The organism is Paenibacillus sp. FSL K6-3182, assembly GCF_037976325.1.
Lineage (GTDB): Bacteria > Bacillota > Bacilli > Paenibacillales > Paenibacillaceae > Pristimantibacillus.
This window is the reverse complement of record NZ_CP150265.1, coordinates 6,262,725-6,288,681: the sequence shown is the minus strand read 5'-3', so window position 1 is coordinate 6,288,681 and position 25,957 is coordinate 6,262,725. Positions and strand designations below refer to the sequence as shown.

Genomic DNA, 25,957 nt, shown 5'->3' with positions numbered 1-25,957 from the left:
ATTATTTTCAAAATGGACGAACCTATTTAAGCTGATATTAACTAACAATAGAGATGGAGTGGAGCACAGGAATGAAAAAAATTACTGCTGTATTAATTGGAGCTGGACAAAGAGGGGGAGGTGCTTACGCTCCATATGCCTTGCAACATCCAGACGACATTCAATTCGTTGCCGTTGCGGATATCGATCCTGAGCGAAGAGAGCGATTCCAAAAAGACCATGGTGTTCTGAATGAGAATTGTTACTCGAACTGGGAGGATCTGCTTGCAGGGCCGAAGCTAGCCGATGCGATTCTCATCTGTACTCAGGATAAAATGCACTATGAGCCTGCGTTGAAAGCATTGGAGAAAGGGTACCATGTGCTAATGGAAAAGCCGATGTCACCCGATCCAAGAGAATGTATTGTCATGGGGGAATATGCTGAGAAATATAATCGGGTATTTTCGATATGTCATGTACTTAGGTATACGGACTTTTTTTCAACGATCAAGCAGATTATTACGGAGGGAAAAATCGGCAAACTCGTTTCAATTCAACATACTGAAAATGTAGAACATCGTCACCAAGCACATAGCTTTGTAAGAGGAAACTGGAGTGATTCAGAGGTTTCGAGTCCAATGATTCTGGCGAAAAGCTGCCATGACATGGATATATTACAATGGCTTGTTGATGCAGATTGTACTAAAGTTTCATCTTTCGGCTCATTAACTCATTTCCGCAAAGAAAGTGCGCCGGAAGGCGCGCCTAAGTACTGCTTAGACGGTTGCTCCGTGCAGGACAGTTGCCCTTATTATGCACCTAAAATGTATATTGAACGAGATGATTGGGTGGGTGAAGTGCTGCGCACGGTTGTTAGCAACGATACAAGTGATGAGGGAGTGCTTCGAGCACTGAAAAATGGGCAATATGGAAGATGCGTGTATCATTGCGATAACAATGTGGTCGATCATCAGGTAGTGAACATGGAATTTGCAAATGAAGTGACGGTTGCGTTCACAATGAGCGCATTTACTTATGAAGGCGGACGCTCGGTGAAGCTAATGGGCACTCATGGTCAGATCAGAGGCGATATGGAGAAGAATGTAATTGAAGTGACGAGCTTTGTTACTCGGGAGACGGAGACTATCACTTTGGATACGGACTTGGCAGGTCATGGCGGCGGTGATACAGGTATAATGAGAGATTTTGTACGTCTTGTTCGGAGTGATGGGAAGGAAGAAGGGCTTACAGGTGCAGGTGTTTCTGTAAAGAGTCATCTGATTGCTTTCGCCGCTGAAAAATCGCGTTTGGAAAGCCGAGTTATTTTGATGGAAGAATATATCAATGAATTAAAGAATAGTAACTGATTGTGACTTTCAGTCTGGCTTTGTTCCTGTGTGTGTCCTGCTTGTCTCCGAAAGCCGTGTTTGCAGAAAAGCCTTCCCTTCTTCTTTTAATGAAGAAGCCAATGATCAAAATCTCCGTTTTTTTATCAAAATGTCCACATAGTGCAAAATTAAGTCTCGTCAGTTCAAAGACTAATTTAGTTTGGGAGTTTATCATATCAGACAACACTATCATTTGTTGATTCGTGACGGGTAGAAGCTGATCTTAAATCAAATGATGAGTCAATTCATGATAGCGTTTGCTAACAAAAAAGTTAATCACTCAACTAAGGAAAAGAGGATTTAAATATGATCACAAACAAAACACCGCAATTAGGAAATACGGCACGCAGCTACGATCTTGTTCAAGGCTGGGCAAAGCTTCCTTCTCACTTGGAGTTTGGCTATACACATGGAATCGTCGTAGACCAACAGGATAATGTTTATGTCTTTCATACAGGAAAGCCCTCCATTTTCAAATTTGATCAGAACGGGGAGTTTCAAGCGGCTTGGGGCGAAGAGTTCGAGGGTGGCGCACACGGATTTTATCTTCATAAGGAGCAAAATAGCGAATACCTTTATATCACAGACACAGCTCGCGGTAATGTTGTGAAAATGGATTTGAGCGGAAAACACTTATTGACATTGGGAACACCTGATCGTCCTGATATTTATAACGAGGAGCTTAAATATGTCCCTACAGATGTAGCCGTTTCGGCAAATGGTGATATTTATGTATCCGATGGTTATGGACAAAGCTGGATTCATCAATATACAGCAGCAGGAGAATATATCCGTTCCTGGGGTGGGAAAGGTACGGAATTAGGACAGTTAAACTGCCCGCATGGTATTTCGATTGATATTCGTAGTGGGATAGAAGAAGTTTATGTAGCTGATCGTGGCAATCATCGGATTCAAGTCTTCACTCTACAGGGCGATTTCAAAAGAGCCATCGTCGATGACATGGATCAGCCCTGCAGCTTCTATTATCACGGGGACGATCTCTTCTTCCCAGACTTAAACAGTCGGATTACGATCTTCGACAAAAATGATCGGTTGATCTGTCATTTAGGTGAAGATCAGCAGGCTTACAAACAAGCAGGCTGGCCGAATTTGCCTAAGTCTTACTACAGGGATAATAAATTTAGTTCACCACATGGTATTTGTGTGGATTCCAAAGGTTCTGTCTATGTTGCGGAATGGATTTTCGATGGACGTATAACTAAGCTTACACTTGCATAATTTCGTGGTAAAGAATCTTCATTATTTAGGCATACAGGCTGATAAAGCATCTAAACTGTAATTAAATAATCTAGTCAATGGAGATGAGAACATGTCTGGAAATAAGGCAGTTGTTTATAGTAAGCCGGGAAGTGTTGAGGTACGAGACACCGCTTATCCAGACTTGGTATTGAAGGATGGACCGGGTGTCAATCCATTGAATGTAGGACGTAAATGTGAGCATGGGGTTATTCTGAAAGTGATTACAACGAATATTTGCGGAAGCGATCAGCACATGGTTAGAGGAAGGACAACGGCTCCATCTGGTCTTATCTTAGGCCATGAGATAACAGGTGAAGTTATTGAAGTAGGTCGTGATGTCGAGTTTATAAAAAAGGGTGACTTGGTCTCTGTTCCTTTTAATATTGCTTGTGGCCGTTGTCGAAGTTGTAAAGAACGTAATACAAATATATGTTTAAATGTCAATCCAGATCGTCCTGGTTCTGCTTATGGTTATGTGGATATGGGTGGATGGGTTGGCGGGCAATCCGAATATGTCATGGTTCCATACGCAGACTTTCAGTTATTGAAGTTCCCAGATAAAGAGAAAGCAATGGAAAAAATTCTGGATTTAACGATGCTCTCTGATATTTTCCCAACAGGTTATCATGGTGCGGTTAGTGCTGGAGTTCGCCCGGGTTCAACGGTATATGTTGCCGGTGCAGGTCCGGTAGGTCTTGCTGCAGCGCATTCTGCTCAATTGCTAGGGGCAGCGGTTGTTATCGTCGGTGATTTAAATGCAGAGCGTCTTGCCCAAGCGAAAAGCTTTGGTTGTGAGACGATTAATCTGCGTGAGAATGGTGATTTGGCTGGACAAATTGATCAAATTTTGGGATCTCCTGAAGTAGATTCGGCGATAGATTGTGTTGGTTTTGAAGCGCATGGGCATGGGGAGGGGCATGGCGAAGCGCCAGCAACGGTATTGAACTCCATTATGGAAGTTACTCGTGCAGGCGGCAGCTTAGGAATTCCGGGACTTTATGTTACAGGGGATCCAGGTGCTGTGGATGAGGATTCGAAAATTGGAACATTGAAAATTCGTTTTGGTCTCGGTTGGGCGAAGTCCCATACGTTTGTGACAGGCCAAACGCCAGTTATGAAATACAACAGAGAATTAATGATGGCGATCATGAGCGGACGTGCACAAATTGCTAAAGCCGTGAATGCCACACTTATCTCATTAAATGACGCTCCAAAAGCGTATCAAGATTTTGATCGCGGCGTTTCCCGGAAATTTGTTATAGATCCCCATGGCGTCGTTAAATAATATAGTTTTTATTCAGATTGGGAGTATGTCGAAGAAGCTTAGGTAGAACAAGTAGATGCTTTAACTCCAATATTTTGATAGGAACTTCTTGCACGCTCCGCTAGGGACGGGTGTAAGGAGTTCTTTTCCTTTTTCTTCCCCCTTTTATTCCCTTTCTGTCCTCTGAAAACGTGATCGGATAAACGCGAGGCACCTGATTTACCTCCTGAATGTGGGTCAGTACAGCACTGAATCACTTAGCACTGAAGAACAATATTTTTTATTCCAGTTATTGACGTATTTCCAATTGAGTGATAATATCTAGCTAAAGTTAAAAGCTTTAAACTTTCAAATAACTTGCAGTGGATTGAATAACAACTTGAAAAAACAAACCATTATTAGGACTTAATCATCAAACAGTTAGTCGCTCAATATGTGATCTCACGGTTTTAACATTTTTTTTAGCCTGAAAGTTAAATGCTTTAAACTTTTAACGAAAAAGGTGGAGATGTTAGGGTGATTAAAACAAAAGGTTTGAAATTGCTGGTGTTTGTGTTATTTGTCAGTGTCCTATTTCCTACTCATTCATTGGGAGTTCAAGCAAGCCAACAAGCACCGTTTGGGACCGAGATCATTGTGCGGACCGTTAACCAATTTAGAAATGTCGCTGACGTAACGGCATTCATTCAAAAAGCTGTTCAGTACAACGTCGATATTATTAGTATGAACGTAAAGCAGGATGAAGACGATGAGGTGCCTTCTGGTCATGTATTCTATGACAGTGCGATTGCCCCGATTGCCGCCGGCTATGAGAATTTCGACGCGCTTTCGCATGTGATCACGCAGGCGCATCAGTATGGTATCAAGGTTCGTGCATGGATTCCCCAGTTCCATGATCAGGCAGCATTTGTTAAGGATCCAAGCTGGCAAATGCACGCTTTCGTTGACGGTAATGTAGTCCCTTTTACAGGCTCGAATGGCAGTGAATATTTCGTCAACCCGATCCATCCCGATGTTCAAGCTTATCAGCGCTCGATAATTGAAGAGGTTGTAAGCAATTATGATATAGATGGCGTAGTACTCGATTGGTTGAGATTTGATGATTACAACATGGATGTAAGCAGCTACACGGTTAACCTATACGAGAGTATATACGGATATTCTCCGCTCGATATTAACTTTAATGTGGATTCTAATCGCAGGAATGAATGGAATGAATGGAGAACAGATCAAATCGGCGGCTATGTGCAGGACGTTCGTGAAGACATCGATCAGATAAAAGCAGATATGGAACTCGGTGTTTATATTTTGCCGCCGGAATTCACAGAGGTTGGTCAGAATGTTGCGAAGTTCAAGGATGCGATTGATTTTGTTGCACCGATGGCTTATTTTGATGATTGGGAATTTGATACGGAATGGGTCTATGGTGCCAATGGGATTTTGTCAGATACATCGTCGCTGGCTGGTTCTGGAGTAACGATTGTTCCAACACTGGATAACGATTGGACAGTGAATGAATATCAGGAGGTATATGGCGGTATTAGAGATCACTTTCCACAAGTGACTCATCTCTCCTTCTTCTCCTATGGAGCTTGGGATGAGAACGTGCTAAGCGATATTAATTCGCGTAGGACCTGGCCTGTTGCACAAGACTATGCAGCGAATATTCCAACGGAATGGAAGGCAAGAAATATTGGCTTTAAGCCAGGTAGTGCTAACTATAGCGGAGGGGTCTTCACATTGTCAGGCAACGCATCGGATATATGGGGCAATGAGGATCAATTAAACTACATCTATCAATCTCTGCAAGGGGATGGAGCGATTGTTGCTCGGGTTGCAGGAATGAATAATATGGATGGCTGGGCGAAAGCAGGTTTAATGATCCGTGAATCGCTTGCTGTGGATGCTAAACATGCGGACATGATCGTAACTCCTGTGAATGGAGCCGCATTTCAATACCGCGCAGCTAACCAAGGGAACACAGTCGATCATATTATAGCTGAAGCTCCTCCGTCGTGGTTAATGCTGGAGCGCAGCGGCAATCAGTTCACAGGCTCGATATCTACAGACGGGGAAAACTGGACCGCCGTGAGCAGCGCATCAATCGCAATGGGCAGCAATGTGTATATAGGTCTAGCACTGAGCAATTCGAGCAGCTCGGCCAATAGTCAAGCCATAATCGATCATGTCTCGCTTAGCGGCGCTTTGCCTGTACTGTGGAAAACCACGGATATTAACTCGACTACAGGAGCTGCCCATTTTCAGTCAGGAACTTATACTTTATCGAGCAGAGACACTGATATATGGGGGACCGCAGACAATATGCGATATGCTTATCTTCCGTTAACCGGTAATGGATCGATTATCGCTAAGGTTTCCAATATGACAAATATGAACGGATGGGCAAAAGCGGGAGTCATGATTCGTGAGACTTTGGGTGCAAATGCGAAGCATGTCGACATGCTTATCACCCCTAGCAATGGAGCATCGTTTCAATACAGGCATGCAGCCGGAGGCATAACAACGGACACCGTAACTGCCGCATCCTTGCCGCGCTGGGTTAAGCTCGAGCGAATAAACAATCAATTCATTGGCTATATCTCCTCCAACGGGGTCAGCTGGACAGAGGTTGGCAGACGCACGTTGACCATGAACAGCGAAGCTTACATTGGGCTTGCTCTAAGCAATCCAGGCAGTTCTACCTCCAATCAGGCATTGTTCAATGAGGTCAAGATTGTGCGTTAAGCAGCTATTTATAGGGTACACGACGCTTAGCATCCATCCAGGATTGACACAATGCTGGATGGATGCTAGCATCACATTGAAATTAAAAGGATTTAACTTTAATACTTACTAAAAGGAGAACAACATTACAGTGAATATACATGATGTGGCAAAAAAATCCGGTTTATCTGTTGTAACGGTTTCTCGAGTCATCAATAATGCACCGTCTGTTCGTGAAAAGAACAGGGAGAAGGTATTAAAGGCGATGGAAGAATTGAATTATCAGCCCAATTCCGCTGCCCAAAGCCTAATTCGAGGAAAGACCGGAATTATTGGCATGACCATTATGAATCTTAACGATTCTTTTTACGATAGAGTGATTAAGGCTGCTAATCGGAAATTAGCAGAGCAAGGATACTTTCTAACCTTGTCTATTTCGGAAAATGAGGGGGAAGGAGACACCAGCAATTTCTTATTTCAGAAGGACAGGGTGGATGGCATTATTGTCCTCTCCCCGATTGAAGAAGAAAGTTATATCGCCGAGTTGAAAAGAAAGAATATTCCTTTCGTTCTACTGGATAATCAAGAAGAGCATGAGGATGTATCGAGTGTGGTTGTAGACAATTATTTAGGTGGGTATGAGGCAACGAAGCACTTGATAGATCTAGGTCATACGGAGATTGCCCATATTGGGGGACCAACGCTGTTCTTGAGTGTTAAGGAGAGAAGAAGGGGGTACTTGCAAGCCTTGTCCGAAGCAGGCCTAACCCCATTTGCTATTGAGTATAGTCAGTTTACGGTAAGTGATGGTTACAAGGTAGCTAAGAAATGGATCAGAGATGACAGCCTGCCGACGGCCATATTCGCAGCAGATGACTTCATTGCACTTGGGGTTATCCATGCTCTAAGCGAAGAAGGGCTAAGTGTTCCTCATGATATTTCAGTCGTAGGTTATGATGATCAGGTGCTGGCTGCTGGGTTTTTCCCAAGATTAACGACTGTCAGGCAACCTGAAGCACAATTAGGCACTATCGGTGTTGAACTGCTCCTGAAGCATATTAACGGCACGATTCAGGAAACGACGATCACCAAGCTTACACCCCAATTATTAATTAGAGAATCAACGGCCTACTTGAGAAAAAATAACTCAATATAAATAGGAGTGACGATTTACTTGAAATATTATATGGGTATTGATGCAGGGGGAAGTAAAACCTATGCCCTCGTCGCTAATTCTGAAGGAACCATTCTGAGTGTAGGAAGAGGGGGAAACGGCAATCACCAAACAAATCGTGATCAAGCGGAAGATAGCCTGCGTAGTGCAGTCTCAGATGCATTAAGGCAAGCCCAATTAACCGTTGATCAAATCGAATTTGCTTGGTTTGGCTTAGCTGGTGCGGACAGAGAAAGCGACTATCGCATCTTAAGGCCAATCATTCAGAAGATGAATCTTCCGAATACAAATATTTCGTGTGATACAACAATAGCGCTTCGAGCAGGAACGAATCAGCCATTTGGTGTTGTTCTTATCTGTGGAACAGGGGTGAATTGCTCGGGAATGAACAGAAAAGGCGAATCCTTTCAATGCGGGGGATTCGGCTATATGTTCGGTGACTTTGGCGGAGGGCAAGATTTGAGTATAGAGGTATTCCGCAGCGTAATGCGTGCCTGGGAGGGAAGAGAGGAAGAAACGAGCTTATCGAATTTGCTAATAAATAAATTAGGGTATGGAAGCGTTGAGGCGTTAAGGGATAATTTCCTTGATTACTCCAACTATTTGCCTGTCGAAGTTGCAAAATTGTTGTTCGATGCCGTACAGCAAGGGGATGAAGTAGCTAGGCGTATCTTGATAAAGCAGGGCGAAGAATTGGGCTTAGCGGCCGCAGCAACCATCAATCGATTAGCCATGAACGAGGAGAAATTCGATATTGTCTTGGCAGGCAGTATATTGACACGCGGCGACCAGGACGGGCTGCTGCGGAGTATTATTGAAAGAAAGGCTAAGCAAGCAGCGCCGCGTTGTTCGATTACCCTTTTAAATACGGAGCCGGCGGTTGGCGCTCTCATTCTAGCCATGGAGAGCAGTAGTGAGGAGGTTTCACCCGATATTATGAATAACTTAACCGAATTTAAGCTAAAAAATATTCGAAATATTCAAAATGTTCAAAAAACGATGTAAAAAATAATCATAGTGAGTGGGAATTATCTGTCATCGTATCATGCCAACTATGCTCCTTATCAGGATTGATGCCATTGAATTTTTCGCATACTGAAAGCGGTTCCATTGCATTGTTAGAACTATTCCTATCGGAAGGATGAGCTGCTACAGCAGCAGGTAGCAGTGGTTCGAATTAGCAATACAAGAGATATTAAATACCTATGTTATCTGATTTATTTAATCTTGGCAAAGGAGCAAAAGGCGAATGAAAATCAACTCAAAGCCAACTAGACGCAGCCTATTTATGAAACAATGGGATCTTCAATCTATGGTATTACCCGGAATCATTTTCGTATTTGTATTCAGTTATATTCCGATGTATGGGGTGTTAATGGCTTTTCAGCAATATGACATTTTCGCGGGGATTTGGGATAGTCGGTGGGTGGGATGGACTAATTTTCGGCTATTTTTTAATGCTCCGGAATTTTTTAATGTGCTGCGCAACACGATAGCTATCAGTTTTTTAAAGCTTCTCATTTCTTTTCCAGCACCGATTATTTTGGCTCTCATGCTTAATGAGATTCGAAATATGGCGTTTAAGCGCATCATTCAAACGGTCAGTTACCTGCCTTATTTTTTATCCTGGGTCATCGTATCCGGCTTCGTCGTCTCATTGTTATCGGTTGATAACGGTACAGTGAACATTCTTCTCGCAAAACTGGATCTCATAGAGCATCCCATAAATTTTCTATCCATCCCTGAGTACTTCTGGTCGATTCTAGTAAGCGTCAACGTGTGGAAGGAGGTTGGGTTTGCAAGCATTGTATACCTAGCCGCCATTGCAGGAGTAGATCCGACGCTGTATGAAGCTGCATCTATTGATGGAGCAAGCCGATTTAAGCAAATGTATTTAGTGACACTTCCATGTATAACCCCGGTTATTATCATCTTCATGATTTTGGCCATTGGCGGGATCCTTAGTGCTGGATTTGAAGATATTCTATTGCTAGCCTCCAATCCAATTCTCAGAGAATATTCAGATGTCATAGATACCTATGTTTATCGAGTAGGCATTCAAAATTCAAGATTCTCTTACGCGACAGCTGTTGGTTTGTTCAAATCTATTATTAGTGTAGTTTTACTGCTAATAGCCAATAGAGTGGCACGCAGGGCGGGAGTTAGTCTTTGGTAATTCATTTTGCAATATAAAGGGGGGAATGCAAGCATGAGGCTTAGCACGGGCGATAAAGTATTTCAGACTTTGATATATGCAAGCCTGGTCATTTTGGGAATCGTGATGTTCTATCCTTTCTGGAACTCTCTAGTTATTTCCTTTAATGAAGGAAGAGATACGGCACTTGGCGGAGTTACAATCTGGCCGAGGGCATTTACACTTGAAAATTATAATGTTGTATTCAAGGATACTCGATTGTTGAATTCCTTCTGGATCTCGGTGATGCGTACAGTGATCGGCACGATTCTGTCCGTATTCGTTACGTCGCTGCTGGCATACGGGATGTCTAAGAGAGATTTACAGCTACGGAACTACTATATGATTTTCTTCATTGTAACGATGTTTTTCAGCGGCGGATTAATTCCTACCTTCCTGCTGGTGCGAAACCTTGGATTGATGAACACGTTCTGGGTCATGATTATTCCGGGATTGATCAGTGTGTATCATATGATCATTTTCCGTACCTTTTTCTCCGCGCTTCCCGATGGTCTGGAAGAATCAGCGAAGATCGATGGATGCAGCAATTACGGAATCTTCTTTCGAATTGTTGTGCCTATATCGGGTCCAATTATAGCTACCATCGGATTATTTACGGCGGTGGGTCATTGGAATGATTGGTTTACCGGAGCCATTTATATTTCCAAGGATGAGCTATTGCCCATTCAGACCTTATTAAGGCAAATTATGAATTCGAATATTATGACAGAAATGTCGTCCGGCAATGCAATCGCAATGGAACATATCAACAGAAACCGAAGCATAACGACAAAGTCTCTTCTGATGGCTACGATGATGGTTGCTACTATTCCCATAATTCTGACCTACCCTTTCCTGCAGAAATATTTTGTCAAAGGGGTATTGATCGGTTCGATAAAGGGATAGTCCCAATAAAAAAAAGAAGGTAGGGGAAAAAATGAATACAAGATTGAGATGGGTGTCGTTACTGATTGTCCTGATGGTTTTTCTGGCTGCTTGTTCAAACAACAACAATGGGGCGAAAGTATCGAACAACCCGGATAATTCCGGAGGAAACGACAGTCCAAAGCCGGTAACGTTTTCATTTTATGGTCATTATGATTGGTTAACTACGGCACCTTGGGCGGATAACGAAGCGACCAAATGGATTTTGGACAACAAGAAAGTTACCATTAAGCCGATTCAATCTGGCGGCGCATCGGTAGAGAAGCTGAACACGATGATTGTCTCTGACGATTTGCCAGATGTCATATTTACGGATCGCGGTGCGACAGTCGACCGCTTGGTTCAAGCACGAAAGCTTGTGGCGCTTGATGAGTATTACGATAAGTATCCCAATTTCAAAAAGTATGTGAAGGAATCTACGCTCAATCTACTTCGTTCCGAGGATGGAAAGATCTATCAAATTCCAAATTGGTATACATCGGGAACCTTTGGGAACGGCGGATGGATGGTAAACATAGAAATTTATAATGAACTTGGCAGACCGAAGCTGGAAACATTCGATGATCTATACAATTACTTAATTAAAGTCAGAGACACGTACCCAGATGTTGTACCGCTTGAAGTTGGGGAGAAAGGCGCCGGCTTGGAATTGTTGTACGGAGGCTTCAAAGAAGGTGTAACTAGCAAATTCATCGGCATGAGAGGTTATCCGGAAGGCGACAAGCTAGTCTCGATCTATGAGGACTCTGCATTTCAGGAAACGATGAAGTATATTAGCAAGCTATTCCGAGAGAGACTGATTACCCAAGATGCTATTACACAAACCCAGGATGCAGTCAAAGAAAAAGTAAACACTGGCCGAGTGGCTGTTATGATCGAATCGAATATTACAACTTACGGAGCAGAAGGGCATCGTGAATTGACTAAGGTCAAACCAGACGGTGGATACGAAATTATTTGGCCGATTCATAAAGCTGGATTGGACAAAAAGAATATTTTTGTGAGTGGATTCGAGAGCTTAGGATGGAATGTCAACGTAATTACGACCGAAGCCAAGGATCCCGAAGCAATCTTCGCTTATTATGACTGGCTTACAGGGCCTGAAGGACAGAAGGTTCTATTCTTCGGACCGCAAGGCCTTTATTGGGATGAGCAAAATGAGGATGGATCGCCAATTCCGAATGAAAACTATAAAAATGGGGACGTCAATAAGCGGTCGGAAACGATGAGAAAATTCGAAGATTTCAACTGGGCGGGCAACACGACCTTTATCGATAAAGCCAAGGTAAGCTTGGAGATGGCCTTGTCGGAGAAGCTAAGATCATGGGAGACGATAGCGCAAAGCTCTGTCACTTGGGCGACATCGAAGGACATTACCGAATTCGTCAATGTGGATCCGCTGCCTGATTCAGAGCTCGGCATTATCTCACAGCAGATATCTGATATTTTCACAGTAGCCTTTGCGAATATGGTGTTTGCTAAATCTGATGATGAGGTCGCATCCATCTTAGAGAAAACAGCAAATGACGCAGAAAAAGCAGGGCTGGAGCGGCTGCTCGAATTTAAAACGGAGAAATGGCAGGCGAATGTTAAGAAAATTAATGCCGAATATTGAGTGGAGCAAGGTGTAACCCAGATCTACAATAGGGGGGCCGGAGCATGAGTCATTTGAAATCATATAGGATCGCTGCATTAATGCTCATCTTTAGTATGTTATTCACTTCATTTAGCTTTGCAGCGGAGGCAGAATCGGAACGGGATATTGTCGATCATTGGGCTAATAAGGAATTAACAGAATGGATGGATAAGGGTTGGTTGAAAGGCTACGGGGATGGTTCAATTCAGCCGGATCAGCTTTTAACGAGAGCCGAATTTGTGGCGCTTGTTAATCGATCCTTTCAATTCACGAATGAATCGGAGCTGACCTTCCAGGATGTGCCTAAGCATAGTTGGTTTTATCAAGATGTTGCAAAGGCTGTCGCAGCGGGTTATATCAGCGGCAAGAGTGCAAAGAAATTCGCGCCGCGAGAGTTCATTACAAGGCAGCAAGCGGCTGTAGTTATAAGTCGGCTGCTTCAATTGCAAGTGGATAAAACAGCAGCGATGATGGAGTTTTCGGATAGTGAACAATTTGCTGAATGGGCCAAGGAAGCTATTAGTAATGTGGTCATTCAAGGTATAATGCGCGGCTATAATTCTGCAAACACATTTAAGCCTTTGAATCCATTGACACGTGCGGAGCTGGTGGTTATCCTGGACCGTTCGCTGCAAGTTAAATTAAGCCAACTTCCCATCAAACCGGAAAACGGGAATGTTGGTGGAAACGGCAATAGCGGCGTCAATAATGGAGGGAACGGCAACGGGGGAGTAACCTCGCCAGTTGAAGAAGAGAACACGCCGTTCAAAACCGAGATTACGGTACGAACGGTTAACCAGTTTCGGAGTGCAAGTGATGTAGCGGACTTTGTTGAGCAAGCCGTTAAGAACAATGTGGATATCATTAATATGAGTGTCAAGCAGGACGAAGACGATGAAGTGCCTTCAGGCCATGTATTCTACAACAGTGCGATCGCCCCTATAGCCGATGGCTATGAGAGCTTTGATGCTCTTTCGCAAGTGATTACGCAGGCGCATCAGAAGGGTATCGAGGTTCGTGCATGGATTCCTCAGTTCCATGATCAGGCAGCCTTTCATAAGGATCCTAGCTGGCAGATGCACGCTTTAGTAGATGGTAATGCAGTTCCTTATACTGGATCGAATGGCAGCGAGTATTTCGTCAACCCGATCCATCCCGATGTTCAAGCTTATGAGCGCTCGATTATTGAAGAGGTCGTAAGCAATTATGATATAGATGGCGTAGTTCTCGATTGGTTGAGATTCGATAATTACAATATGGATGTAAGCAGCTACACGGTTAACCTGTACGAGAGCATATACGGATATTCGCCGCTGGATATTAACTTTGATGAAGATTCTACTCGCAGGAATGAATGGAATGAATGGAGAACGGATCAAATCGGCGGCTATGTGCAGGATGTTCGTGAGGATATCGACCAGATTAAAGCGGGTATGGAGCTGGGCGTTTTCATTTTGCCTCCTGAATTCGTTGAGGTTGGCCAGAATGCTGCGAAGTTCAAGGATGCAGTAAATTTTGTCGCTCCGATGGCTTATTTCGATGATTGGGGATTTGATGAGGAATGGGTTTATGACGAGAACGGGATTTTATCCGATACATCGTTCCTTGTTGGTTCTGGAGTAGCGATCGTGCCGACGCTCGATGACAATTGGACGGATGACGAATATCAAGCGGTGTATGGCGGAATTCGAGAGAACTTTCCTGCTATTACACATCTCTCTTACTTTAATTATGGCGCTTGGGATTGGAATGTGCTTAAAGCAATCGATGCGAGAAGAGCTTGGCCAACTGCAGGCTGGGAGCCGCCTGTGGAGCATGATTATGATGCTGTTCTTCCACAGCCTTGGAAAGCTAGAAATATCGGGTTGAAGTCTGGCGATGCATCCTATAATGCGGCGGACGAGACATTCACGTTAACAGGAAGTTCAACCGATATTTGGGGAAATAATGATCTATTAAATTATATTTATAAGCCATGGCATGGGGATGGGGAGATTATAGCGCAAGTGACTGTGATGGAAGAAATGAGTGAGTGGGCCAAAGCAGGCTTGATGATTCGTGAGACGCTGGACGTGGACGCTAAGCATGTAGACATGATGGTTACGCCAGTTAATGGAGCCACCTTTCAATATCGGGAAAATGAAGGGGGAGGCACCGTCGATCAGACGATGGCTGGTAGTCCGCCATTGTGGCTTAAGCTGAATCGCAGCGGCAATGTATTTACCGGTTCAATTTCAAATAATGGAGTGGACTGGACGGTAGTCAGCAGTTTTGAAACGTTTATGAATGATGATGTCTATATCGGCTTGGCACTAAGCAATCCAGCTAGTACAAGTGATAATAAGGCAGTATACACTAATGTTCAGGTGATCGCCGGTGATGAAGGAAAGTAGCAAGAACCATGTTGTATAGATCGGAACTTCTTACACGCTCCGCTGGGAGCGGGTGTAAGAAGTTCTTTTCTTTTTTCTAGGTTTGAAATGGAACACTGGCGCTTTAGTCTGTCTTAATACTTATAAAATCTGATTAGGAGGATAATCCCTAAATCTCGAACTCTTATTCCCGAAGGAGCTGATCTTTATAATCTGTCGGGGATTTACCTGTAACGAGCTTAAATACTTTGGTGAAATAGTGCCGATCTGTATAACCTGTAATTTCAGAAATTTCTTTTAGAGGCATCTCTGGATGAATTCGCATGAGCTCCTTCGCTTTGTTAATGCGGAGAGTAGTTAAATATTCGACAAAGGTTTCTCCATGATGCTTGCGAAATAGATTTCCTAAATGGGTGCTCGAAATTTGAAATCGATCCATAATATGAGTCATTGAAATCGTTTCGCTCAAATTTGCGGATAAATAGTCGGAGATTTGTTCAATTAATCGGACTCCTTTGTTACTGGCGGGGTCATGGTCTTCAAATCGGAAAATATGCGATAGCAAGTTCCAGATATCCTCAGCAGCATTTGAATAGGAGTAGGCGGATTTAATGATTTCCTCCATTTCTTTCTCCGTTGAAATACTTGTGAGGGGTTCTAATGTGCGGAAATGCTTTTCTAACCATTGAACCATTTGCTTGCCATTTCTTTGTAAATAGAGGTTCGGACAGGAGTGCTCTTCCCACTGCTCAAACCAATGGAAGATCATTTTTTTTAACAGCTTCCAATCCTTTTTATCCACCGCAATAACAATTTTCTTCTCATCGATGCTGCTTAGGAGCAGATTGAGTTTTTCTAAAGCGGGTTGTTGCTCAGATAAAAAGATTGTCTTGGATTGTCCAATGACCAGTTGATGGTACAGCTCATCGTGAAGATGGTTTGCAACCTGGTGAAACTGTCTAATATCGTTAAAGCTTTGGCTAACGGCGATGGAAGGGTGACTGCCTGAACCGCCGATCATCAGAACAATTTCCTCAGCAAGTTGTTTAATCCGCTGGTCGCCGCATTGATATAATCCGAGGATAATAAATCCCCTTTTGAAATCATTTCTTGAAACGATCCAAGCCTTCTCGTTCTTTAGCAATAAAGGATTCGAAGATAGTTTGTTTTGGATTTCTTGCTCCGTCAGAGTGGGACAACGAGCTTTATCTTGTGAAAATGTAGGCTTATTAAAGCAAAACACATAATAGCTAGAGAATGGAAAGCACTTATGTAAAGTGGTTTGGATACTTCCCTCTATACTCTTGTTTTCGAGCAATTCATTTAATAAAGATTGCTGCTGAAGATAGGTATCCAAGCTAATGCGTGTATTCGTCTTATCTAATAATTGTTCAATGATTGTAGGATCAACCGGCTTGACGAGGTAGTCCTCCACATTGGCCCGAATGGCATCCCGGGCATATTCAAAGGAAGAGTAACCGCTCACGATTACGACGATGATATGAGGCCAATTTTGCCGAATGATGGCTGCAAACTCGATCCCGTTCATGAGCTGCATCTTGATGTCGGTAAAGATTAAATGGGGTTGAACGGTCGGTATGGCTTCCAGTGCCTGACTAGCGCTAATACATTGGGCGACAATCTGGGTCTGCTCTCTTTTGCTAAAGTCGCTGTTTTCAATTACTTCTTTAAGATGATCCATGTAGAAGGGTTCATCATCAACAATCATAATCCTCATGGCAGCCGCCTCCATTACATGATACGTTAGGGAACTAATGTTAAAGTTTGATGTAGCCATGGAAACATACATAGGCTCCGCAATCCTCGTTATTGCCGAAGGAGAATTGATATTGCTCCTTGAACATGAGCTGAAGTCTAGCAATCGTATTCACTAGGCCCATTCCTCCAATTGAAATAGGCTCGTTTAATGTTTGATTATTTTGAATGCGTTCAAGATAGCCTTGAATGTTGTGCTTCAACGTTTCCAAAGAAGCAGGGTCAAACCCGACACCATTATCACTGATTCGTATCTCCCACTTATTTCCGATTATTTTACCGATAATTTGAATTTTCAATTGCTTATCGCTATCCGATAAACCATGATGAATGGCGTTTTCTATAATAGGCTGAATCATTAATTTGGGAATTTGAATATTTAGAAGCCATTCAGGAACTTCTATATCATAATGTAGCCGGTGTTGATAGCGAGATTTTAATAGATCCAAATAATGCTGTGCGAATTCTAGCTCCTCACTTACGGTTGTGATCGACGAGCCGGAAGAAATCGAATATCGTAAGAATTGAGAAAGTTTTCTACTTGTGTCCGATACAGCCTTTTGCTGGCCTCTATCTGATAAAACGGTAATGACACCTAACATATTAAATAAAAAATGAGGATTGATATGAGCTTGAAGCACATCGAATTTAGCTTGCATTTGCAAGGTTCGGAATTGAACAGTCTCCTCAAGACTATCTTGTAAACGCTGGTTCAAGGCTAGAAAGGAACGGTTAATAATTTCGATTTCACCCATATGAAATTTATTTTCAATAAAGGCTTGATTGGTCTCACCTAAATTAATAGAATCAATCGCTTTTTTTAGCTTTTTAAGAGGATGCGTTAAAATTTTGGCGAGAATAAAGTAAACAAAAACCGAGATCGCAATAAGGAGTAGAACGCTTATGATCGTGACATTACGAAATAAGAGCAATGGCGCAAAAAGTTGCGACTTTGGAATAATGGCTACAATCGTTATGCCTGTTTTCTCAGAGGTCTGGTACATGAAAAAATCATCTATTCCCTGTTCATTAGTCATGAACCCGTTCCCTGCATTCCCATTGCCAACCAGCTTAAGGATAGAGGCTAGTTTGTTGGATGAGGGAGGTGTAGACGAATAAAGAACCTGGCCCGCTTGTACAATCATAATTTGTTTATCCTGCTTCGAATCTAATTCCTCTACATGCAATAAATCGGAGGCTTTGAATTGGATTTCAAGAAAACCAACGGGATGCGAGTCCCAGCTGATCTGACGCAGAAATGAAAAGACGGCTTCGGAATCTCGGGATAGCCATCTGTCCTTCTCCGAAAAATTCAATAAGGAAGAGCCCTTCGCAGCTTGAACATTCTTAAATCCATCATTCGCAAGGATGGTTTGCATAATATCTACGTCAGCTTCGTTAGTTGAGTAGAAATCACCTTTTGACGTAAACAAATTAATCCTATGAATCGTTTGATAGACGGCAGCATTCAAGTAAAGGGAGTTTTGAATGGCCTTTTCGGACTGTAACGTTTCGGTGGGACTCGTATTTTTGAGATAGGCGATAGAGCTTAAATATTGGACGGCAGTATAGCTGGAATTGTCACGATTAATATATAGCTGGGTGGTTACGTTGTTATTAATGGTGGAATAAACATCTAGAGCATTGGAGTAACCGCTTACAAGCTTGTCCACATTTTCTTTTAAATTGGTTTCAATATTATTTTTCAAATATACATACATCGGAGTGCTGATAATGAGTGCAATGACGATGAGGACAAGCGAATAAGTCACATATAATTTCGTTTGTAAATTTTTGAAAGACAGCATAGACGACCTCCCCGTTCAGTATAACACATTAAAAATGCAGCCTTGCCCAGTGTGAAATATTTCCCCTAGTACTTTCAAATTCGCCATTTACGATAAGAAGCAAAAAACATAACATTGGTTTTGTAAGCATTTACATCACAAACTTGGAGGAATGAACATGAGGGGTCTCACCACAAAGAGAACGCTGTTATGGATGGTAATGGTTCTTACCATGCTTGTTTTAGCAGCTTGTGCAGGAGCGAAGAATAACGGTAATGCAACGAATACGCCATCGGAGAGCACTGCTGCTCCAACTACAGAAAGTGCATCACCATCAGCACCGATAGAAAAGATTACTTTAAAGGCACTTATGCACACGAGTTGGTTGAAAGGCGGAATGGAAGCGGTTCTGAAGGACTCTGCAGAGAAAGCCGGAATCACTTTGGAGATTGAGAAACTTCCTGAGGGTGCAGATGGGGATAATTTAATCAAAACGCGGTTTGCAACAAACGATAAGCCAGATTTGTTGTTCTTCTATGGAGGCGTGAATGAGGGCTACGGGTTAGGAAAACCGGAAGAGCAGTTCGTCTCGCAGGAGGATCAGCCTTGGATGGCTAACTTCGACAAGAAGGTTTGGACAGGTGCATTCGACTCGGCTGGAACCTTTTACGCGGCTCCTTACGGTGGATCTAATTTGGCTGTCATGCTGTATAACAAAAAGGTGTTTGAGGGCTTGAACTTGCAAATTCCAACGACGATGGATGAGTTCTGGGCTGCTTCTGAAGTGATAAGCAAGGCAGGCAAAGTGCCGGTGTACTTGTCCGCCAAAGATGCTTGGACTTTGCAAATTCCAACCCATCAGTCCGGTGCGGCGCAGGTTGATCTTCAAGAAATAACAAACAAAGTGTTTTCTAATAAAGCTACATTTGCTAATTTTGATGCCAAAAGACAGGGTATGACCTTTCTGGAAGAAGTTGTAAATAAGAAGTATGTTAACAAAGATTATTTATCGGATACTTACGATAATGCACAGAAAGCATTGGCCAATGGGGATGCAGCTATGTATCCAATGGCTACATGGGTCATGACCGATATTGCGGCCAAATACCCTGAGCAAACGAAGGATATTGGAGCGTTCCTTATTCCTTTCAATGGCGAGGGCAAGGATGTTGCAGGAGTATATCCGCCAAACGCCATGTATGTCGTGAAAGGAAGCAATCAAGAGGCGGCTCAAAAGTTCGTCAACTACTTTGAATCCGTTGAGACTCAAAATATTTATTTCGGTGCAGAGGGCGGCATACCAGCCATCAAGGGAGTTACCAATACACTTCTGACACCTGCCGAGCTGGATGCACAGAAGTTTAGCGAGGAAGGAAAAGCGGGTCCAACCGGCGTTAATCCTAGCAATGGCATTCCAGCGTATGGCTACGGGGATTATCCAGCCTTCCTTCAGGATTTAGTAGCAGGCGCGAAAACTCCTGAGCAGGTGCAAGAAGCGGAACAGAAAGAATTAGTGAAGAACGCCAAAGCCAAGGATGATCCAAACTTCAAGTAAAGCTTGCTAGAAATAGTCGATAGGAAAAGCAAATTTGGAGAGTGTTTCTGAAATAAAGAAACCCTCTCTCTTTTTTGGAGGGCAACTAAATGCTGAAGCGTCATTACTACAGGTACTCTATGTTAGCTCCAGGTCTTTGTATCTTTTTAATCTTTTTCGTGTGGCCAGCCATTTCTAATTTTTTCTATGCCTTCACCAATTTAGACGCTACCTTTCATTACACGCGGCTCGTTGGGTTTGAAAATTTCATTTCCCTATTTGATGATTCGAGCAATTCCATTGCATTCAAAAATACGTTTATATTCACAGTGGTCACCACAGTCGGTAAAGTCGGACTTGGATTTATATTAGCTAACTTTGTAAATCAAAAGTTAAAAACGACAAACTTCTTGCGCTCTGCCCTTTTCTTTCCCGTTATCTTAAGCCCGATTGCTGTATCACTGGCATTTACAGCTCTATATCATCCAAGCCGCGGATTTATCAATGTGTTATTGGAGAAACTTCAGCTTGGTTTTCTAACCCAACAATGGCTTACAAATAGCCATATCGTGATGTATTCCATTTCCTTTGTTGAAATATGGAAGTGGACGGGATTAACGGTCATCTTGTTTCTGGCAGCACTTCAGACCATTCCGAAAGAGATGATTGAAGCCGCCAAGATTGACGGAGCAACAAATTGGGAGCAGAAGAGGCATATTATATTCCCGATGATTCTCCCCGTTGTGAATACCAACATTATTATTTCGCTCATTGGCGGATTAAAAGTATTCGATATTGTTTATGCGCTTACTGGAGGCGGTCCAGGGAATGCTTCTAGCGTAATTAACACAATGATCTACAAAAGTTTCTCGCAAGGAAGAAATGGGGAAGCGACTGCCGCTAGCTTGTTATTGTTTGTGATCATTCTCGTCCTTGTATCCATAACGAACAAATATCTAAATAAAGACAACAGAGGGTGAGTGGAATGCGAGTATTGCGTAAAACATTATGGGAAGCTCTATCTGTGTTCATTAGCTGTATCATCGCCATTCCTATCTACTTGGTCGTTGTGAACTCCTTCAAAACACAGGCGGAGGCTTCAGATTTAGGATTATCCTTCCCGACGAAATGGAACCTATGGCATAACTATTCAGATGTGTTCGTAAATGCCAAGATTCCACAGGCATTATGGAATACAACGATTTTAACCGTCATTAGTGTATTCTTTATCGTTATTTTCTGTTCACTGTCCGCTTATTTCATTCAACGGAGAGATAACCGGGTGAGCAGGCTGCTGCAAACGGTTATTATTGCCGGCTTAATATTGCCTTCCTCCATTATTACGACGTATATGCTGATGTTTGATTTGCATCTGGTTCGTACTTATTTAGGAGTGATTTTGCTTTATATTGCTGGGAATTATGCTTTTCTAACCTACGTATACATCGGTTTTTTTCATAGCATTCCAAGAGAATTGGATGAAGCCGCAATGATTGACGGAGTTAGCCCTTACGGCTTGTTTTGGAAGATTATTTTCCCATTGCTGAAGCCGGTAAGCGCCAGCGTCCTAATTATAGCATTTATGTCGGTATGGAATGACTTCACTACCCCGTTTTATTTCTTAAATACGGCGAGCCGCTTCACCTTAAGCTTGACCGTATACTTTTTCTTTGGTCAGCATTCCTCGGATTGGAATCTGGTTTTTGCTGACTTGGTTATGGTATCCGTGCCGGTCATTCTATTGTATCTATTCTTGCAAAAGTACATCGTTGAAGGCTTAACGGCAGGGGCAGTGAAAAGTTAAATGGGAGAGTGAGGTTTGCTAAATGTCAGTGCATAACGTGAAACAAACAGCGGAGTCACTCGTTTTTGTGGGGCAAGAACAGCAGCAGCTGCGATTCCACCCGATCGTCAAAGGAAGCTTGAGCTTAAGAACACATACGAATTCCGAGCATGTGGAGTCGGTTAGTTATAAAGAAGGAAAGGATTTTATTGTTGATTATGAAACTGGGCTGATTGCAAGAACGGTGGCAAGCAGCATACGGGATTGGGCTGACCATGTATTCTTTCAAAACCTGAACTTCGATCATCAGTTGTTTGAGGAATACAGTAATCGCAGTTTCACTGTATTTATAGACTACGAATATGAGAGGGAGCAACATCAACATCAATTAAATGCCGGATTGAGCATAGGGGCTAGTCCTTTATTAAAAAACACGATGAAAAAGCTTAATGCCGGACAAGAAGCTGTTTATGTGGTTTTTGGTGACAGCATTAGCGAAGGCGGAGAGGCAAGTGAGGATAGCTATACTTTTTATCAACGTTTTGCGCATCGGCTATCTGCTATAAGCTCGGGTGGAAACCTTCGTGTTGTTAATAAAGCAATAGGAGGAGAAACAAGCACGGGAGGCGCAGCCCGCATAGAGCAGGATATTGTGTCTAATAAGCCGGATTTGCTGACAATAGGCTACGGGATGAATGATCAGAATATTTTCGATGGCGAAGTAGCTGTGCCTTATGCTATTTACGAGAGTAATATTCGAACGATTATAGAATCTACGATGCGGAGCTGTGAAACAGATATTATGCTTGTTACGCCTTGCGAGCCAAATCCCTTGTGGAAATATACGAGTGGGCTGATGGATGGATACGCTGAAGTTCTTCGTCGCTTAGGGAAGGAATATGATATCGGCGTTGCAGATGTGAATGAGATTTGGAAACAAGAATTACGAGCAGGAAAAACGCCAGAGAGCCTTCTGCTCAACAATATTAATCATCCGAATGATTATGGGCATTGGCTTTATTATCAGGCATTCGAACATCTAATAGAAGGGTGATGCTGTCTTATGAAAGCTTTGCAAATTACAGGAGCGAATACGTATACCATCTTAGAATATGAAATTCCGGTACCTTTTGATGATCAGGTATTGGTAGAGATAAGGCTGGTGTCGACTTGTCCTCGCTGGGATATGAACATGATGGCTGGCCGCAATATGTTTAATTATAATGAATCTCCGGATTACCCATTACCCCCGGGGTTTCCGGGACATGAGCTGGCTGGTGTAGTCAAATCGGTGGGAAAAAGCGTGCGTACGCTGAATGTGGGGGACCGTGTGGCTGCCCTTGAGCATTTGGATGGTAATGGGGCTTATGCGCAGTATTTATGCTTCCGTGAAGAGGAGCTCATCAAACTGCCAGATCATATCTCTGATAAACAAGCAGTATCGCTTGAACTATTGAAATGTGTAGTAATTGGAATCATGCAATTTGGCGATCTGCGGGGTAAATCTATCGTCGTGTCCGGTCTTGGACCTGCGGGAATGCTGGCCATTCAGGTGGCGCGCCTATGGGGGGCTTCACGTGTTATCGGAGTAGATATTAATGAAACGCGAGTACGACAGGTTCGAGAGCTTGGACTTGGCGAGACTTGCCTTGTCGATGATCTGCAGGGTCAACAATTCGATTTAGGCTACGATTGTGTCGGGGCGGCCGCTTCTGTGCAAAATCTGATTGAGTACGTAGATGAACATATCGTTATATTTGGTGTTCTTCGCGGAGAAGTGAAGTATCCGGAACATCTATGGTACAAGGGAATGAAGCTGGAATCTTATAAATACCGCAATGTTGGTCCAAGGGATCATGAGCTGCTAATCGACCTGGTGGGAAATAAGAAATTAAACATGGAATGTTTGCAAACTCATCATTGTACGTTTGATCGGTATCAGGAAGCCGTTGATTTATTAAATAAGCAGGAAGCGATTAAGGTATATTTTTATCCACAAACCGATTTCGATATTTAAGTCCAATATACAAGGCGGAGGGGATCTGGCAATGAAAGGCTATGGTGTAGTATTCGTTGATAAAGGCAAGGTTGAATATCAAGAGGTAACCGTTCCTGAGCTAGAGAGTCGTGATATCGTCATCGACGTGGAGCATTCTTGGATTAGTATTGGAACGGAATCTTCCTTCCTTAAGGGTGAGCGAATTGCGGGAGAAGTCCCTTACATAGAAGGTGATGCTTTGCCTTTTCCACAGATCAACGGCTATCAAAAGGTCGGTAAAATTAGAGCGTTGGGTGATCAGGTGGAGGGCTTTCAAGCAGGTGAGCGCGTATTTGCCACGGTAAGCAAAGTAAAGGGGATGGCATTCAACGAGGGAGGCCATGTCAGCCCTGCAGTAACGGATGTTAGCCAAGTATGGAAAATTCCAGATGGGATGAGCCCTGTGGCGTTTGCCGGGCTTGTGCTTACACAAGTTGGCTATAATTGCGGCTCTCGGCCACCGGTGAAGGAAGGGGATAAGGCCATTGTCATTGGCGACGGTCTTGTCGGCCAATGGGCAGCTCAAACCTTAATCCACAGGGGGGCAAAGGTTACCGTGCTGGGTCGACATGAGAATCGGTTAGCGCTGCTTCCGGATAAAGCAGTCGCGATGAACACTTCCAAGAACGACGTAAGCGAGCAGCTTTCTTCGCTGTATCCCGATCTCTCCATTATTGTTGATACGGTAGGCTCGCTCACGGCGGTCTACGAATGTCTTCCCTACCTGCGTCATAATGGACATCTGGTTTCAGCGGGGTTCCTAGGGACGGATGGCAGAATTGATATACAATCTCTACGGGAGAAGGAAGTTACTCTTCACAATCCCTCGGGCTGGGATAATCAAAGAATGAATGAGACGATTCGCGGGATAGAAGAGGGCTGGCTTCAGACAGAAACACTCATTACGCATCAGTTTCCGGCGGATCAAGCAGTAGAAGCATGGAAGCTCATCCTGGATAAAAATCAACCCTGTTTGGGTGTGGTTTTGAACTGGGGTGAGTGATTCTATGGACGACTTATATGTAGAAGCTCCAAATATCGGCAACCGGTATCGTGAGGAACAAAAGCTTGAATACGAGCTCTTCATCGAGCGTATGCGTGCAGCCGGGGATCAGAATCGGGCGGAGTTCTTTCGTCCGGACACCTCATCGATAGATGCATTTGAAGCGGAGCTAGAACCCTATCGAGAGAAATTCAAAGCGATGCTAGGTTGGCCGCTGAGTGATCCCGCACTTGATTCATCCATTCCTAATGCTCGGGTTGAATTTGTTGCCCAGGATCGTTTAAGCAAAATTTATAGGGTTATCGTTGAAGGGGGATATGGTCTGACGACGTATGGCCTGTTATTTCTGCCGCTGTCGGAGGGGCCTTTTCCTCTCGTGATCTCACAGCATGGAGGAGAAGGCACGCCGGAGTTATGTTCCGGTTTATATGGTCCCACGAACTATCATGATATGACGCGGAGAGTACTCCAAAGGAGCATCGCTGTATTTGCGCCACAGCTCCTGCTCTGGAAGGAAGGGGAATATGGTTCTCCGTATGACAGACTGTCTATCGATAGACAATTAAAGCAGGTAGGCAGCTCGATTGCTGCGGTGGAAATCTATAAAATTCAGCGGAGCCTGGATTATTTATTATCACGGAATGATATCGCCGCTGACCAAGTCGGTATGATCGGTTTATCTTATGGCGGGTTTTATACCCTCTTTACAGCAGCAGCGGATACTCGTATTAAGGCAGTGTACTCATCGTGTTTTTTCAACGATCGCTTTAAGTATGATTGGTTTGATTTTACTTGGTTTAATGCTGGCAATACGTTTCTAGATGCAGAAGTAGCTGGATTAATTTGTCCACGATTTCTGCATATTGAGGTGGGCAAAAAGGATGAACTGTTCCACTATGCGCATGCGCGTAAAGAGCTGGACAAACTAGCTGAGCTTTATGGGCAGTTGAATATCATGCACCGATTGTCGAGAGAAGTATTTGATGGAGCTCATGAGCTGGACATAAACGATAGAGCAATGGAGTGGTTTTGCCAAGCGCTCCGAATGTGAAATATTCCCCCTGCGACTTTCGAATACTCCATTTACCGTATTGACTCGA

19 protein-coding genes are annotated in these 25,957 nt (G+C 43.3%); 17 read left to right on the top strand and 2 right to left on the bottom strand.

Annotated elements, in window-relative coordinates:
- The first annotated feature begins 71 nt into the window (after positions 1 to 71).
- The 10 genes from MHH56_RS27620 (at position 72) to MHH56_RS27575 (ending at position 14,957) form a co-directional block, all read left to right on the top strand.
- The gene (locus MHH56_RS27620) at positions 72 to 1,346 is read left to right on the top strand and encodes a Gfo/Idh/MocA family oxidoreductase (RefSeq protein ID WP_339204844.1); all 1,275 of its coding nucleotides are present in this window, start codon (positions 72 to 74) and stop codon (positions 1,344 to 1,346) included.
- Between the two features lie 327 nt (positions 1,347 to 1,673).
- A complete protein-coding gene (locus MHH56_RS27615; protein WP_339204843.1) occupies positions 1,674 to 2,606 on the top strand; it encodes a hypothetical protein in 933 nt (310 codons plus the stop codon).
- A 91-nt stretch (positions 2,607 to 2,697) separates the two neighbouring features.
- Positions 2,698 to 3,912: a formaldehyde dehydrogenase, glutathione-independent gene (gene fdhA / locus MHH56_RS27610; RefSeq protein ID WP_339204842.1), complete on the top strand. Its 1,215-nt coding sequence runs from the start codon at positions 2,698 to 2,700 to the stop codon at positions 3,910 to 3,912.
- Positions 3,913 to 4,407: 495 nt separating this feature from the next.
- The gene (locus MHH56_RS27605; RefSeq protein WP_339204841.1) at positions 4,408 to 6,636 is read left to right on the top strand and encodes a family 10 glycosylhydrolase; all 2,229 of its coding nucleotides are present in this window, start codon (positions 4,408 to 4,410) and stop codon (positions 6,634 to 6,636) included.
- A gap of 130 nt (positions 6,637 to 6,766) precedes the next feature.
- Positions 6,767 to 7,771 carry a LacI family DNA-binding transcriptional regulator gene (locus tag MHH56_RS27600; protein WP_339204840.1) on the top strand — a complete coding sequence of 335 codons (1,005 nt, stop codon included), beginning with the start codon at positions 6,767 to 6,769 and terminating at the stop codon, positions 7,769 to 7,771.
- A gap of 18 nt (positions 7,772 to 7,789) precedes the next feature.
- Positions 7,790 to 8,794, top strand: a complete 1,005-nt coding sequence (locus MHH56_RS27595; RefSeq protein WP_339204839.1) for a BadF/BadG/BcrA/BcrD ATPase family protein — start codon at positions 7,790 to 7,792, stop codon at positions 8,792 to 8,794.
- 244 nt (positions 8,795 to 9,038) lie between these two features.
- The gene (locus MHH56_RS27590) at positions 9,039 to 9,965 is read left to right on the top strand and encodes an ABC transporter permease subunit (RefSeq protein WP_339204838.1); all 927 of its coding nucleotides are present in this window, start codon (positions 9,039 to 9,041) and stop codon (positions 9,963 to 9,965) included.
- Positions 9,966 to 9,998: 33 nt separating this feature from the next.
- Positions 9,999 to 10,889 carry a carbohydrate ABC transporter permease gene (locus MHH56_RS27585; protein WP_339204837.1) on the top strand — a complete coding sequence of 297 codons (891 nt, stop codon included), beginning with the start codon at positions 9,999 to 10,001 and terminating at the stop codon, positions 10,887 to 10,889.
- Positions 10,890 to 10,920: 31 nt separating this feature from the next.
- Positions 10,921 to 12,543, top strand: a complete 1,623-nt coding sequence (locus MHH56_RS27580; RefSeq protein WP_339204836.1) for an extracellular solute-binding protein — start codon at positions 10,921 to 10,923, stop codon at positions 12,541 to 12,543.
- 44 nt (positions 12,544 to 12,587) lie between these two features.
- The gene (locus tag MHH56_RS27575) at positions 12,588 to 14,957 is read left to right on the top strand and encodes an S-layer homology domain-containing protein (RefSeq protein WP_339204834.1); all 2,370 of its coding nucleotides are present in this window, start codon (positions 12,588 to 12,590) and stop codon (positions 14,955 to 14,957) included.
- A 163-nt stretch (positions 14,958 to 15,120) separates the two neighbouring features.
- Here MHH56_RS27575 and MHH56_RS27570 read toward each other — a convergent pair whose 3' ends face one another.
- Together MHH56_RS27570 and MHH56_RS27565 are read right to left on the bottom strand one after the other, a co-directional pair.
- A complete protein-coding gene (locus tag MHH56_RS27570) occupies positions 15,121 to 16,674 on the bottom strand; it encodes a response regulator (RefSeq protein WP_339204833.1) in 1,554 nt (517 codons plus the stop codon).
- 40 nt (positions 16,675 to 16,714) lie between these two features.
- A complete protein-coding gene (locus tag MHH56_RS27565) occupies positions 16,715 to 18,520 on the bottom strand; it encodes a histidine kinase (protein ID WP_339204832.1) in 1,806 nt (601 codons plus the stop codon).
- Between the two features lie 157 nt (positions 18,521 to 18,677).
- Between MHH56_RS27565 and MHH56_RS27560 the strand changes: the two genes are divergently transcribed.
- The 7 genes from MHH56_RS27560 to MHH56_RS27530 all read left to right on the top strand — a co-directional run bounded on the left by MHH56_RS27560 (position 18,678) and on the right by MHH56_RS27530 (position 25,908).
- Positions 18,678 to 20,054, top strand: coding sequence for an ABC transporter substrate-binding protein (locus MHH56_RS27560; protein WP_339204831.1), 1,377 nt, complete (start codon positions 18,678 to 18,680; stop codon positions 20,052 to 20,054).
- An 89-nt stretch (positions 20,055 to 20,143) separates the two neighbouring features.
- On the top strand, positions 20,144 to 21,013 hold the full coding sequence (locus MHH56_RS27555) for a sugar ABC transporter permease (protein WP_339204830.1): 870 nt from the start codon (positions 20,144 to 20,146) through the stop codon (positions 21,011 to 21,013).
- 5 nt (positions 21,014 to 21,018) lie between these two features.
- A complete protein-coding gene (locus tag MHH56_RS27550; RefSeq protein WP_076267100.1) occupies positions 21,019 to 21,837 on the top strand; it encodes a carbohydrate ABC transporter permease in 819 nt (272 codons plus the stop codon).
- Positions 21,838 to 21,859: 22 nt separating this feature from the next.
- Positions 21,860 to 22,870: a GDSL-type esterase/lipase family protein gene (locus MHH56_RS27545; RefSeq protein WP_339204829.1), complete on the top strand. Its 1,011-nt coding sequence runs from the start codon at positions 21,860 to 21,862 to the stop codon at positions 22,868 to 22,870.
- Positions 22,871 to 22,879: 9 nt separating this feature from the next.
- The gene (locus MHH56_RS27540; protein WP_339204828.1) at positions 22,880 to 23,833 is read left to right on the top strand and encodes a zinc-binding dehydrogenase; all 954 of its coding nucleotides are present in this window, start codon (positions 22,880 to 22,882) and stop codon (positions 23,831 to 23,833) included.
- A 31-nt stretch (positions 23,834 to 23,864) separates the two neighbouring features.
- Positions 23,865 to 24,857: a zinc-binding dehydrogenase gene (locus MHH56_RS27535; protein WP_339204827.1), complete on the top strand. Its 993-nt coding sequence runs from the start codon at positions 23,865 to 23,867 to the stop codon at positions 24,855 to 24,857.
- Between the two features lie 4 nt (positions 24,858 to 24,861).
- On the top strand, positions 24,862 to 25,908 hold the full coding sequence (locus tag MHH56_RS27530) for a prolyl oligopeptidase family serine peptidase (protein WP_339204826.1): 1,047 nt from the start codon (positions 24,862 to 24,864) through the stop codon (positions 25,906 to 25,908).
- Positions 25,909 to 25,957: the final 49 nt, after the last annotated feature.